This window comes from Flavobacterium branchiophilum NBRC 15030 = ATCC 35035, assembly GCF_002217205.1.
Taxonomy (GTDB): domain Bacteria; phylum Bacteroidota; class Bacteroidia; order Flavobacteriales; family Flavobacteriaceae; genus Flavobacterium; species Flavobacterium branchiophilum.
In genome coordinates this window covers 14,453-28,687 of sequence record NZ_MUGT01000129.1, presented here as the reverse complement: position 1 = coordinate 28,687, position 14,235 = coordinate 14,453, and the positions used below count along the sequence as shown (strand labels likewise).

General features: G+C 31.8%; 13 protein-coding genes. 5 read left to right on the top strand and 8 right to left on the bottom strand.

The annotated features are described in order from the left end of the window. Positions 1 to 33 precede the first annotated feature (33 nt). The 4 genes from B0A58_RS13195 to B0A58_RS13180 all read right to left on the bottom strand — a co-directional run bounded on the left by B0A58_RS13195 (position 34) and on the right by B0A58_RS13180 (position 3,979). The gene (locus B0A58_RS13195) at positions 34 to 1,221 is read right to left on the bottom strand and encodes an argininosuccinate synthase (RefSeq protein ID WP_089081448.1); all 1,188 of its coding nucleotides are present in this window, start codon (positions 1,219 to 1,221) and stop codon (positions 34 to 36) included. 26 nt (positions 1,222 to 1,247) lie between these two features. Next, entirely contained in the window at positions 1,248 to 1,865 is a 618-nt protein-coding gene (locus B0A58_RS13190; RefSeq protein ID WP_089081449.1) for a GNAT family N-acetyltransferase, read from the bottom strand. A gap of 734 nt (positions 1,866 to 2,599) precedes the next feature. Continuing rightward, positions 2,600 to 3,505 (bottom strand): TIGR01777 family oxidoreductase, encoded by a 906-nt coding sequence (locus B0A58_RS13185; protein ID WP_089081447.1) that lies wholly within the window; start codon positions 3,503 to 3,505, stop codon positions 2,600 to 2,602. After that, the gene (locus B0A58_RS13180; RefSeq protein WP_089081446.1) at positions 3,506 to 3,979 is read right to left on the bottom strand and encodes a DUF4442 domain-containing protein; all 474 of its coding nucleotides are present in this window, start codon (positions 3,977 to 3,979) and stop codon (positions 3,506 to 3,508) included. Positions 3,980 to 4,182: 203 nt separating this feature from the next. Here B0A58_RS13180 and B0A58_RS13175 point away from each other — a divergent pair, with 203 nt between their 5' ends. The 3 genes from B0A58_RS13175 to B0A58_RS13165 are packed head-to-tail and all read left to right on the top strand — an operon-like array spanning position 4,183 to position 7,002. Next, a complete protein-coding gene (locus B0A58_RS13175) occupies positions 4,183 to 4,515 on the top strand; it encodes a PadR family transcriptional regulator (protein WP_014084553.1) in 333 nt (110 codons plus the stop codon). Between the two features lie 2 nt (positions 4,516 to 4,517). Continuing rightward, on the top strand, positions 4,518 to 6,251 hold the full coding sequence (locus B0A58_RS13170; RefSeq protein WP_089081445.1) for a PspC domain-containing protein: 1,734 nt from the start codon (positions 4,518 to 4,520) through the stop codon (positions 6,249 to 6,251). 4 nt (positions 6,252 to 6,255) lie between these two features. After that, positions 6,256 to 7,002 carry a head GIN domain-containing protein gene (locus tag B0A58_RS13165; protein ID WP_089081444.1) on the top strand — a complete coding sequence of 249 codons (747 nt, stop codon included), beginning with the start codon at positions 6,256 to 6,258 and terminating at the stop codon, positions 7,000 to 7,002. A gap of 87 nt (positions 7,003 to 7,089) precedes the next feature. Here B0A58_RS13165 and B0A58_RS13160 read toward each other — a convergent pair whose 3' ends face one another. The 4 genes from B0A58_RS13160 to B0A58_RS13145 all read right to left on the bottom strand — a co-directional run bounded on the left by B0A58_RS13160 (position 7,090) and on the right by B0A58_RS13145 (position 10,499). Further along, positions 7,090 to 7,530, bottom strand: a complete 441-nt coding sequence (locus B0A58_RS13160) for a DUF4268 domain-containing protein (protein WP_089081443.1) — start codon at positions 7,528 to 7,530, stop codon at positions 7,090 to 7,092. A gap of 13 nt (positions 7,531 to 7,543) precedes the next feature. Continuing rightward, positions 7,544 to 8,431: an OmpA family protein gene (locus tag B0A58_RS13155; protein WP_089081442.1), complete on the bottom strand. Its 888-nt coding sequence runs from the start codon at positions 8,429 to 8,431 to the stop codon at positions 7,544 to 7,546. Positions 8,432 to 8,435: 4 nt separating this feature from the next. Further along, complete coding sequence (locus B0A58_RS13150) at positions 8,436 to 8,933, bottom strand: GNAT family N-acetyltransferase (protein WP_089081441.1); 498 nt, start codon at positions 8,931 to 8,933, stop codon at positions 8,436 to 8,438. 291 nt (positions 8,934 to 9,224) lie between these two features. Next, positions 9,225 to 10,499 (bottom strand): serine hydroxymethyltransferase, encoded by a 1,275-nt coding sequence (locus tag B0A58_RS13145; RefSeq protein WP_089081440.1) that lies wholly within the window; start codon positions 10,497 to 10,499, stop codon positions 9,225 to 9,227. A gap of 110 nt (positions 10,500 to 10,609) precedes the next feature. On the opposite strand from B0A58_RS13145, the gene fahA reads away from it, so the two are divergent. Both fahA and B0A58_RS13135 read left to right on the top strand, forming a co-directional pair. Then, a complete protein-coding gene (gene fahA / locus B0A58_RS13140) occupies positions 10,610 to 11,893 on the top strand; it encodes a fumarylacetoacetase (RefSeq protein WP_089081439.1) in 1,284 nt (427 codons plus the stop codon). 188 nt (positions 11,894 to 12,081) lie between these two features. Continuing rightward, positions 12,082 to 14,181 carry a response regulator gene (locus tag B0A58_RS13135; protein ID WP_165766346.1) on the top strand — a complete coding sequence of 700 codons (2,100 nt, stop codon included), beginning with the start codon at positions 12,082 to 12,084 and terminating at the stop codon, positions 14,179 to 14,181. Positions 14,182 to 14,235 lie beyond the last annotated feature (54 nt).

Here is a 14,235-nt window from a genome sequence, read left to right as displayed (position 1 = left end):
CAACCATCAACCATCAACCTCCCTTTATGATTCTCATTTTAAATGATTTACCGTCGAAAAAATATTTTGAGCATTGCCTAAAATTTTAATAAAACCTTTTGCATCATCCGATGTCCAAGCGTTATTCATTTCACCGTACTGACCAAATCCTGTATTCATCAAATCATTAGGCGAATCAATTCCATTGAGCGAAAAATGATAGGGTTTTAAAGAAACAGTAACAGTACCGTTTACTGTTTGTTGTGTATCTGTCAAAAAAGTTTCAATATTTCGCATCACAGGGTCTAAAAATTGCCCTTCGTGAAACAACATCCCATACCAATTACCCAATTGTTCTTTCCAATATTGTTGCCATTTGCCCAAAGTATGTTTTTCGAGTAAATGATGTGCTTTGATGATGATTAAAGGGGCAGCAGCTTCAAAGCCCACTCTTCCTTTGATGCCTATAATCGTATCGCCCACATGAATATCTCTACCAATTGCAAAGGCACTTGCTATTTTTTCTAATGCCACAATATTATTAGACGGCTTGTCAAATTGATGGTTTAGTCCTACGAGTTCCCCTTTTTCAAAATGAAGTGTTACTTGCTCTTCGTCTGTTTTTTGCAACTGCGAAGGATAGGCTTCACTAGGCAAAGCCTGATTTGATGTTAAAGTTTCTTTGCCCCCCACACTCGTTCCCCAAAGGCCTTTGTTGATAGAATATTGAGCTTTTTCCCACGAATATGAAACACCCTTTGCTTGTAAGTAAGCAACTTCCTCTTGCCTTGATAATTTTAAATCACGGATAGGGGTAATGATTTCAATTTCTGGTGCAATAGTCTGAAAAATCAAATCAAATCGAATTTGATCATTACCAGCGCCCGTGCTACCATGTGCAATAGCAGATGCACCCACTTTTTTAGCATACTGTATGGCCTCTATTGCTTGAAAAACCCTCTCGGCACTTACAGATAGGGGGTAGGTATTGTTTTTTAATACATTTCCAAAAATCAAATATTTTATAGCTTTGTCGTAATATTCGTCCAAAATGGTTAAATTAACATGCTTGGCCGACCCTAATTCGTAAGCTCTTTTTTCGATGGCTTCCAATTCGTTTGCATCAAATCCGCCAGTGTTTACCAATACGGTGTGTACTTCAAAACCTTGGTCGTCTTTTAAATATTTCAAACAATAGGAGGTATCCAATCCTCCGCTATATGCTAAAACTACTTTTTTCATTTGTATATATTTATGTTGTGTTGTTATTATTTTTTTAAGAAAAGGGCTTGTTTTATCGATTTTAATCGATTTAAAATCTTAATATTAAATGGGTGTTTTGGTGGATCTTTTGGTTTTTCTTGTGGATCATACAACATTCCTGTGCAAAGACACATTTTATTGTCTTTACTTTTCAAAATTTCATAATTGGTACAAGTTTGACAACCTTTCCAAAAACTGGGATCGGTGGTTAGTTCTGAAAACGGAACTGGCTTGTAACCTAAATCCGAATTAATTTTCATCACCGCCAATCCTGTGGTGATACCAAAAATTTTGGCCTCGGGATATTTCTCTAATGAATAATCAAATACTTTAGTTTTAATTTTTTTGGCCAAACCTAAATTCCGATAATCAGGATGTACTATCAAGCCAGAATGGGCTACAAATTTGCCATGTTCCCAGCTTTCGATATAGCAAAAACCTGCAAACTGCCCTTCCACTAATGCTATTATAGCATCATGTTGTATCATTTTTTTTTGTATATATTCGGGTGTACGTTTTGCAATGCCTGTACCTCTTAGTTTTGCTGAGGTTTCTATGGTGTCGCAAATTTCTTGGGCAAACTGAAAATGTTCTTCTTGGGCTACTATGATTTTAAGATTCATTTTAAGATGTCGATTTATATGTTGGTTGTTGGAAATTTGAATTGTTTTGACTTGATGAATTGGGGCCATAACAAACAACTAAAATGTATTTTAACAATACTTTTAGTGTGGTTTATTGTAGATAAAAATCTTTTGGAAATTTGAAAAAAATTCAAAACAAATAAAATAAAAGGATTAAAAAAGCTAAAACTATTGGGTTAGAGTACTACAACAAGAGTACCCTTACTTCGGGCGAAGCAATCAAAGTTTTCCTTAATGCAAAAGGAGTAATATGTGCATTTCTTTTTTTCATCGGGTGCGAAATTACAACATTTATTTTTATATAAAAATGATTTCTAAATTTCTAACAAATTTTTGTGTAAATGTTGTTTTTTTGAATCAAAAAATAGGAGTTATTCATTTTACACCCTCTTTTTTATGATATGGCCACATTTTTCTTGAACTCTTGATTTTTTTTTCTATTTCATTTATAAAAAAAAGGTCATATAGTCTTGAAAATAGTAGCAAGAATAGTAAAATTTATTTATTGAAAAATATTTTATAAAAAAATAGAACTCAATATTTATTTGTAATGTTTTACTAGAATTTTAATTTAAAGAACAATTAAATTTATGGTTATATTATATAAAATAATTAGCTTATTTTGTATAATTAAGGTATTTTAATAATTTTTATGTAAATATGTATATAATTTTTAAGAATTGTATTTATTTTATTTCAAAAAAAATTCTAAATTATTTCAAAATATCTACTAAGGCAGCATGTATTGTTGGAAACCGAAATTGAAACCCAGCTTTTTGAATTTTCTCAGAACTGATGTTTTTGTTGTTAAATAAAAGTTCGTGCATGTCGCCTAAAATCAATTTCATAAACCATTTTGGAATATTGGGCAGCCAAATTCTTTTATTTAATATTTGGGCAATTGTATTGTTTTGTACTTTGTTGCTTACAACTTCTGGAGCTACTGCATGATAAACACCGCTCAAATGATGTGTCAAAACATAATAATACAATTGCGTCAAATCATCTATATGGATCCACGATTGTTGTTGGTTACCGTCTCCAAAATGAGCTCCTAAACCATTTTTTATGGGTTTCAATATTTCAGTAAGGGCACCGCCTTGTTTTGCAAAAACCACTCCAGTTCTAATTTTAGACACCGTAATTTGATTTTTACTAAAAATATCTACACTTTCTTCCCATTTTTGTACAACATCGCTTAAAAAACCTGTCGCTTTTTCAGTACTACTCTCATAATAAATGTTTTGATCATCGTCTGGATAAATGGCCGTTCCAGATGCTGCAATAATGTGTTTGATATGATTGGTTTTTTTATTCAATCCTTTGTATAGCAATTGTGTACTCGCTACTCGGCTATTTAAAATCTCTTTTTTATAATGCTGGGTCCACCTTTTGGCAATACTTGCACCCGCCAAATGGATGATCGCATCTACATCATTAAAACAACTATCATCTATTTTGCCATATTTTAAATTCCAAAAATATCCCTTCAAATGGGGTTCATCTTTAATTTTATTTATAGAAGTAGTCAAAAAATTAACTTGATGGCCTTTTTCCAATAACAATTCTGTTAGTTTTTGCCCAATTAAACCTGTAGCACCTGTTAGTAATACTTTCATTTACTTATTTTTTGGTTTGAATACTTTCAATTTTACAGTCCATTCAAAATCCATTTCCGACACTTGTTGACCTTTTTCATCTGTGCCAATAGACTTGAGCCAAACCGTTTGTCCTGTTTGAGTAGCAATGGCTTGTGCAATGGTTTGTTCTACCTTTAATCCTTCAGAACAACAAAATTGGATGCGACCAACCGCTTTTTTTGTAAATGTTGCTTTGTTATTGGCTACCAACATAGAGATAGGCTGCCCTGATTTTTCTATACTCGACATTACTAATGCACCCGTGGAGAGTTCTGCAGCCATGGCTTGAACAGCAAAATACAAAGATTGAAATGGGTTTTGATTGATCCAGCGGTGTTTTACGGTTGTAATACATTGTTGATTGTCAATATGTTTGAGTCGAACACCACTAAAAAAAGCACTTGGAAGTTTTAAGGCCAAAAATAAATTGATTTTGGAAGCTTTACTGAGCATGTCTTTAATTTTTTGTAAAATTAAGGTTTATTTTTCAATTGACAAACAATCAACAATAGTTAAATAAATGTTAAATTTAAGTACTATGCAAAACAAGATACTGTTTTTTAGCCGTATCTTTGCATAAGAAATTAATAGGCATACTATTGTTGCTCTGTTTTTATCATCATCAATCAAAAATCGAATAGTAAAAAAACAAATTTATGAACATTGAAAACACAAAAGCTCAAATGAGAAAAGGAGTTTTGGAGTTTTGCATTTTATCCGTATTGAAGGAAAAAGATGCTTACACATCCGAAATTTTGGATACACTCAAAACAGCAAAATTATTAGTTGTAGAAGGCACCGTGTATCCGCTTTTAACCCGCTTGAAAAACGATGGTTTACTTACCTACAGATGGGAAGAAAGTAGCTCTGGACCACCTCGAAAATATTATGGACTTACAGAAGAAGGTCAGATATTTTTGAATGAATTAACCGGTACATGGACAGAATTATCCGATGCCGTAAACTTAATAACCCATAAAAAACTTTAGCCATGAACAAAACAGTAAACATTAATTTAGGAGGATTTTTTTACCATATAGACGAAGATGCTTATCAAAAATTAAGTAGGTATTTTGATGCCATCAAACGCTCTTTAAAAAATTCTAATGGACAAGACGAAATCATCAAAGACATTGAACTTAGGGTTTCTGAATTGTTTTCTGAAAAACAAAAATCAGACAAGCATGTTATTGGTTTGAAAGAAGTGGACGAAGTTATTGCTGTAATGGGACAACCAGAAGATTACAGAATAGACGATGAACAATCTGAAAATCAACAAACTGGATTTTCATTTACCAATATAAATGGCGATAAAACAAGGCTAAAAAAATTGTATCGAGACAAAGATCATGCCATGGTAGGGGGTGTTTTAGCAGGTTTGGGGCATTATTTTGGTGTTGATAAATCTTGGTTCAGACTGATATTTTTATGTATGATTTCTTTTTATGGCACTGGTTTTTTGGTATATATCATACTTTGGATTGTTATTCCTGAAGCTGTAACTACTACCGAAAAATTAGAAATGACTGGAGAACCCGTTACTATTTCTAATATTGAAAAAAAAGTACGTCAGGAATTTGAAAATGTTTCTTATACTTTTTCAGATTTTCAAGAAAAAAATAAAATAAAAAATCAAAATTTCACCAATTCTTTAGGTGATTTTATCCTTACATTATTAAATATTTTTCTTAAATTTATTGGAGGAATGTTAATATTTACAGGATTTTTAACAATTGTTGCATTGCTAATTGGTGTTTTTACTTTAGGAAATATACATAATATTCAATTTCCTTGGACAACATTTATCGAAACGGGCAATTATGATTATCCTATTTGGACATTTGGATTAACCATGTTTTTTGTGGTGGGCATCCCGTTTTTTGTCTTGATTTTATTGGGTTTAAAATTGGTATCTCCTAGTTTAAAATCTATCGGGAACATAACCAAAAATACGTTATTGGCCATTTGGATTTTGTCTCTCACTTTTGCCATTGCCGTTGGTGTACAACAAATTGGTGCCTACTCGAATGAAGGTAGAGTGGTCAAAAAACAAAATATTTCTTTGCAACCCAATGATACACTGCAAATTAAATTTAGATACAACGAAAATTTTGCAAACGATATCCAACAGAATGAATTAAATATTACCGAAGATTCTTTAAAAAATAAAATTATTTTTAGCAACAATGTTCATTTTGAAATAAAAAAGTCTAACGATAAAATGGTTTATATTCAAATTGAAAAACAAGCCAACGGCAGTTCATTGTCGGATGCCAAACAACGGGCAGAACGGATCAATTATGGATTTAAAATGGAAGGAAATCAAATATGGTTGGATAATTATTTGACAACAAATTTAGACAACAAATTTAGAGATCAAGAAGTTAATATCATTTTATATGTTCCAAAAGGGCTATTATTTAAAGTAGATGAAAATGTAAAAGAGTATGACGAATCTGACAACGATTTCTTTAATTTGCATTATTCTTCTTCCGATTATATTTATAAAGTTGGAAAATCCAAAGTATTTTGCACCAATTGTCCAGATGATGAAAATGACTATGATGATGTAAACTATGACGTAGATTTAGACGAAATGGCCATACCCGAGGTAAACATCAACGAAAAGGAAATCAACATCAAAACCGATACGATTTCTAATACGAAAGGCGATTTAAAAGAATTGAAAATCAGCAAAGACGGCATCATAATCAAAACCAAATAGCCTTATGACACGAATATTTTTAATAATCACACGTTGGGTTTTAGCCTTTTTTTTAGCCATACTGTTTTCAAATTGTCATGAAGGAAAAACATTTAAAGCAAGTGGCAAAATCAAAACAGAAAACAGAAAAGTAAAAGAAAATTTTACAAATATTGAAGTTAGTAATGCCATTCAGTTGGTTATTGTGCAGAGCAAGCAACAACGAATTATCGTAACATCTGACGAAAATATGCTTCAAAACATACGAACGGTAGTTAAGGGCGATGTTTTAAAAATATATATTTCAGATAAAATTTATATAAAAAATAATAAATTACCTATAAAAGTAATGGTTTATATTGAAAAATTAGAAGCAATTGAGGCCAATGCGGCAAGTAGTGTAACCACACAAAACCAAATTGTTACATCAAATTTTTCGTTGGAAGCCTCGAGTGCCGCAAATGTTAAAATGGATATTCAATCAGAAAATGTCAATGTCAATGTGTCGAGTGCCGCAATTGTCAATATAAGAGGCTTGGCACTGCATTTAGAAACTACGACATCTAGTGGTGGTGTTTTTGAAGGTAACAGACTGAAAGTGAATGATATAGAAGCAGAAGCATCGAGCGGAGGGCATGTAGAAGTGTATCCTATTTTGAATTTGGACGCCAACGTTTCGAGCGGTGGAAGCATTGATTATTATCATAATCCTAAAACCATCGATATTGAAAAAAATTCAGGGGGCAACATAGCCAACAGAGCTTCTGAGTAATAAATTTTTGCATAAAATAGTTATAAATAGTACATTTCCCAGCAATTTACAAATCATGGATTTATATTTTGTTGGGAAATGCTGTTTTTAGTTGTCATCAATATCTTGGATAAATTCATCATATTCGGCAAAAAACAGTTCAAAAGCCGACATTTTTTCATTAAAAAAATCAAATATATCGTCCCAATGCTGTCTATTTGAAATAGAAATAGGACTTCTTTCTATCCAAATTCTAGAAATTGTCTTACCATTTTCTAATATATAATTTTTTTCATAAACTAAATCTCGAATAAATTCTTCTTCTAAAATATGTTGAAGTGCTTTTATTTTGTCAAAATACTGTAATCTTTTAGATTCATTTCTGTGTTCAATGTCTATTAAAACTTGAACTTTTTTGTTTTCGCCCAAAAACTTAAATGAAAAATCTTTTATTTTAGTATCATACAAAAGCCATTTTCTTGGGTATTTTTGAGCAAATGCAATCCAAAATTCTTGTTTAAGTCGTTGGTTTTCTTGTTTAGAATACATATCAAAAGGGCTTTTACGGTCTATTGTCTAAAATTTCTATTTCAACTCGTCTATTGGCAGCCCGCTCTGTTTCATGGGTTTCGGGTATGCTAAATATTGGTTTGGTACTTCCAAATCCTTTGTAAGACAATTGCGATTTTGGTATATTATTTGCTACTAAAAACTGATAAATAGCCTTTGCTCGCTGTGTAGATAAATCTTGTTTGTCCGATGGCATGCAGCAAATATGTCCTTGAATTTCAATTTTGAGTTGCGGATTATTTTGTATTACAAATAGTATTTCATATAATTTTACCCTAGATTCATTTACAACTGCAAAGGTATTGATAATAAAATTCAAATTTTCTATCTTAAGTTTTTCGCCCACTTGTGCTTCATTTATTTTTTTCATAAACAAAGTGTCCATTGCCATTTCGGTTTTGCTGCCATTGGGGTTTTCAAACATTAATTTTTCTGGAAATTGTATTTTTTTCTTAATCAATGGTACCTCTTCTTTTTTAATACCCAAAATATCATTTTCTTTATCTAAATCTTTTGCCAAAATATAATACAAGGTTACCCGTCTGTTTTGGGCCTTGATTTTGGACAATTGATGCAGTTTTCCAAAATTTCGGGTTTTAAAATCGGCTCTAAATTTTATTTTGGATTGCATATATCGGTACACAAAGTCAATTCGTTTTTGGGCTAATGTGTCGTTCAAACCCGTGCTGCCATCTTCGTCGCAAAAGCCATTGGTACCAACAATTTTAACCTCATGGTTTTGTTGCATCCAAGCATCTAATTTTTTGATTTCTAACACATTAAGCATATATTGATTGCTATCAAAATATACCGAAAACGATTCTTGAGCGTGCACCACAACGCCAAAACACATCCACATGAAACACAAAATTTTTTTCATTTTTTTAAATTTTTTTCTCCATAATATAATCTTCCATCAAATAACCTTGCCCAATTTCTAAATCGTATTCCTTTGTAATTTCAAATCCTTGTTTTTTGTAAAACAAAACGGCTTGATTGTATTTATTAACATTCAAATGCAAACCAATATTATGTTGTTGTAAGGCTTCATTTGTAATATAAGTTAGCAATTCTTGCCCTATTCCTTTTCCCTGACAATTAGGTAGCAAATACAGTTTATGAATACGGGTTTTTTGGGTGTTTTGATAATCAAATTCATAAGATCCAAATCCCAAACATTGTTCCCCTTCATAAGCTAAAACAAAATGATGATTTTTATTTAAAATATTGTCTGTTAATGTTTTATCATTATAAAATGCGTCCAACATAAATGCAATTTGGGCATTTGAAATGATATTTTGATAAGTCGATGGCCAAGTTTTATAAGCAATATCTTGTATTATTTTTATATCTTGGCAGTTGGCTTTTTGTAGCGTAATCATATTGTATTACTATTGAAAAAAGGTTTCTAACAGTTGAAAAAAGCTAGAAACCTTATATGAATATTAGTATATTTTTATTAAAAATGGCTATATTTTATATAAAAAATAGCCATTCAAATGAATATATTTTGGGTGTTTCCAAGGGTCGTGCTATCCGTTACAAACAACGTTCATTGAACTCCAAAAGAAATATAATTTTGTAAAATAATCTTTTTTGAGGCAGAAAAAGCTTCAAAAAAGGATTTCCATTGCTATCCCTAACGCAAACACTCTAAATAAGAGTATGCTGTCTTAATAAACAAACATGGGTCTTTCGCCCATCATGTCATTTACTTCTTGTGCAACGGCTTCTATTACAGCTTCGTCTGTATGGTTTGTAAGTACTCTGTCTATCAATGCCACAATAGTTTCCATATCCAATTCTACTAAACCACGAGTCGTAATTGCAGGCGTACCAACACGAATTCCCGAAGTTACAAACGGCGATTTGTCGTCAAAAGGCACCATGTTTTTGTTTACTGTAATTTCTGCCTTAACCAAAGCATTTTCAGCTTCTTTTCCTGTAATGTTTTTATTACGTAAATCAATCAACATCATGTGGTTATCTGTCCCACCCGAAATCAAATCGTAGCCTCTGTCTGTAAATGCTTTTGCCATGGCTTTTGCATTTTTTTGAACTTGAAGGGCATACGTAAAAAATTCGTCTTTCAATGCTTCGCCAAATGCTACTGCTTTTGCAGCAATAACGTGCATCAATGGCCCCCCCTGATTACCAGGAAAAACCGCCAAATCCAATAAAGACGACATCATTCTCAATTCACCTTTTGGTGTTGTAAGTCCAAATGGGTTTTCAAAATCTTTACCCATCATGATCATGCCACCTCTTGGCCCTCTTAGTGTTTTGTGGGTTGTAGTAGTTACAATATGACAATGTGGAATGGGGTCGTTCATCAATCCTTTTGCAATTAATCCTGCAGGATGAGAAATATCTGCCAAAAGAATAGCACCAACACTATCAGCTATTTGTCTGAAACGAGCAAAATCCATGTCTCTACAATAGGCAGATGCCCCAGCAATTATTAATTTTGGTTGCTCTTTTGTTGCAATTGCTTGAATTTTATCATAATCAAACTGTCCTGTTTCTTTTTCTACGCCATAAAATACGGGTGTATATAACCTTCCAGAAAAGTTTACAGGCGAGCCGTGCGTTAAATGACCACCATGAGACAAATCAAACCCCAAAATGGTATCTCCAGGTTTTAAACAAGCATGATATACCGCAGTATTGGCTTGCGAACCAGAATGTGGTTGCACATTAACATAAGCTGCTCCAAACAATTCTTTGGCTCTATCAATGGCAATTTGCTCTACAATATCCACTACTTCGCAACCACCATAATACCTTTTACCAGGATAACCTTCGGCATATTTGTTGGTTAAACAACTTCCTGCTGCTTCCATCACTTGGTCGGAAACAAAATTTTCTGAGGCAATAAGCTCAATGCCATGTATTTGTCTGTCTTGTTCTTCTACAATAAGATCAAAAATTTGTGTGTCGTTTTGCATTTCTAATTTTTCATTAAATTCTTTGCAAAAATACAAAAAAAGATTTGCTACAATAATTCTTTATAATATATTTGATAACTCAAATAATAAAAATTTTAATCCCATAAATAATGCCAATAACAGCCAATCAAATTAACCGAAAATCATGGCTTGATGTGCCTGAAAATAGTGATTTTCCTATTCAAAATATACCTTTTGGAGTTTTTTTAACACAAAAAGATGAAGTTACCATTGGTACTCGAATTGGTGATTATGCCATCGATTTAGGTGCTTTTCAACGCTTAAATTACTTTGAAGGTATCGATTTGACCGATGATATGTTCATGCAAGATACTTTGAACGACTTTATTTCGGACGGAAAAAAGACTTGGCGATTGGTTAGAAACCGCATTGCCTCTGTTTTTGATGCCGAAAATCCCATTTTAAGAGATAATAAAAACCATCGCAATCAAATTATTTTTAATGTTGCCGATGTTGAAATGCAGTTGCCAGTACTCATTGGCGATTATACAGACTTTTATTCCAGTAAAGAACATGCTACCAATGTAGGAAAAATGTTTAGAGACCCTGCTAATGCTTTGTTGCCCAATTGGTTACATATTCCTGTTGGTTATCATGGTCGGAGTTCGTCTATTATTCCTTCTGGAGTTCCTGTGCACAGACCCATGGGGCAAACTTTGCCAGAGGGTGCTACATCTCCCGTTTTTGGCCCGTCTCGATTCATTGATTTTGAATTAGAAACTGCTTTTATCACTACCGATGCCAATTTATTGGGCGAAAATATTCCCGTTCATGAAGCAGAGGAGTACATTTTTGGTATGGTACTTCTTAATGATTGGAGTGCTAGGGATATTCAAAAATGGGAATATGTTCCGTTAGGACCTTTTTTGGCCAAAAATTTTGCCTCTTCTATTTCACCTTGGATTATTACTATGGATGCTTTAGAACCTTTTAGAACCAAAGGTCCACAACAAGATCCCGCTCCGTTGCCCTATTTGCAACAAAAAGGAAAACATGCCTTTGATATTCATTTGGAAGTTTTCATTCAGCCAGAAAACGCCCATCCTACGCTTGTAACGGCCTCTAATTTTAAATACATGTATTGGACAATGAGCCAGCAACTGGCACACCACACAAGCAACGGTTGTAGGGTAAATTCTGGCGATATGATGGGCTCGGGTACTATTTCTGGACCAGTTCCAAATAGTTTTGGATCTATGCTTGAACTAACTTGGGGTGGCAAAAATCCCATTCAATTGAGCGATGGCTCTGAACGAAAGTTTATCAATGATTATGACACCGTGATTATTAAAGGTTTTGCTTTTAACAACGAAGTTAGAATAGGGTTTGGGGAAGTAACTAGCAAACTTTTACCACCTTTTGTAAGGAAATAAACAAACAACCACACTTTTTTTGGATAGAAACGGTGTGGTTGTTTTATTTAAACGACTAACAATTGCCCCAACAATTTAGTTTATTCAATCATTCATGTCGTACTTTTATGTGTAAAAAATATTTGTATATTTTATTATTTCTTTTTCTACCTATTATAGGTATGGCTCAAGCGCTTCCAAAATCAACAATGGACGAGCTAAACCAAACGAAACAATTAGTTGCTTCAAGAGAATATAACACCTATTCTAAAGGAATCAAATGGATAAATAGTTTAGAAAAACAAATTTTACTCACAAAAAATACTAATCAAATATTGGCATTTTATAGGGAAGTTTATGATATTTATTTGGAAAATAGCGAATACGATAGATGCAACGTTTACATAAACAAAGGATTCAATTTATTAAAAAAACAACCCAATCCAAGAGAGTTTGGTTTGTTTTGCGAAATGAAATCGGTGCTATACAGTTATCAAGCTGAATCAGAATTGAAAGAAAAATGGAATATTTTGGCACTGTATTATTTGAATAAATATGGCAAACCAGAAGAGAAAATAGATGTCAATTACAATTCGTCGTTATATGCTTATAAATCAAAAAAATGGGAAAAATCCATATATTTTGCTAATGAATGTATCAAAAACATAGATATTTCTAATGAAAAGGTAAAAAGAAAAACTTTTTTATACGTTTTTTTATGTTCTTCTCACTTAAATTTAAACCATTTGTCCGAGGCTGAAAGGTATTTTAAATTGTATGTTCAAAACTTGAAAGAACGTAAATTAGTAAGCGATGTTACAGATACCCGATTCCATAAATTGAAAGGAGATATTAGTTTGAAGAAAGGACTATATCAAGAGGCAGCTTATCATTTTCAACAATCGATTGAAATACAAAATAAAATTGAACTTCAAAAAAATAATGATTCTGGTGGATTGTTATATTTGAAACTCAAATTGTTTAAAAATTATTATGAAAATAAAAAACTAGAAGAAGAAAATAAAGCCAACAAAATAAAATCAAAATACCAATATTATATTTTAATTTTAAGTTTTTTAATCATATTAATTTTAATTATTTTTTCGATTTTTCAATATAAAAATGCTATTTATAAAACAAAAATAAATAAAATATTAAAAGAAAGAAACCTTGAATTAAGAAAAACCAATACCGTTTTAAAACAAGCTATTAAAACGAAGAGAAGATTTTTGGATACCATTTCTCACGAATTGCGAACGCCTCTTAACACCATAAAAAGTATTGCTTATTTGATAATGAACAAGCAAGCCGAAGATCAAAAGAGAGAATTGAGTAACACCCTGAAATTTTCGTCAGATTATTTGTTAAATCTTGTAAATAATATAATTGCTTTCAACACATTAAATAAATCCAAAACACAAGAATTTCATTATGAAGAAACCAATTTGAATCAATTAATTATTAATATTTCAAATTCCTTAAAATTTATTCACTCAAACGACAATACCGTACATTTGAATTTGGATGATGCCACCCCCGATTTATTACTTATTGACAAAATGAAAATAACTCAAATTATATTAAATTTGATTGATAATGCACTTAAATTTACTAAAAAAGGGGATATTTTTATAAATACAAAATTAACATATAAAAATAATAATAAAGTAAGTATTAATTTCCATATTAGTGATACGGGTATTGGAATTCCAAAAGCAATGCAATCAAAAATTTTTGAACCCTTTTTTCAAGGAAAGGATAATATCAAAAAAGATTACGGCGGAAACGGAATAGGTTTGTCTGTTGTTCAAAAAACTTTAACTTTGTTTCATTCTGACATTCATGTTATTTCTAATGAAAATAAAGGCACTACTTTTTATTTTGATTTGATTTTTGAAATAGTAAAACCAAAAAAAATAGTTATTGATAATCAGATAGATAAGAAAAAAAACCTCCATATTCTATTAGTTGAAGATAACAAAATCAATCAATTAATGACCAAAAAAATTCTTGAAAATGACGGTTTCAATTGTGATGTAGCCAATGATGGTGCCGAAGCAGTAAAAATGGCACGATCTAAAAAATACAACTTAATTTTAATGGATATCATGATGCCGATACTTAATGGTTTTGAGGCTTCTGTTCAAATAAAAACCTTTCAGCCTGAAGTTCCCATAATAGCCCTTTCGGCCGTTGCAGAAAACATCAACAAAAACAATATTATAAAAGCTAAAATGTCGTATTTTTTAACAAAACCTGTAGATTCTGAAGTTTTATTTGAAACTATTTTAAAATATGCTATTGATTAATTGTATTAAAATCTTTTAAAAAAAATAAATATATCCGTCTAATTAAACGAATTA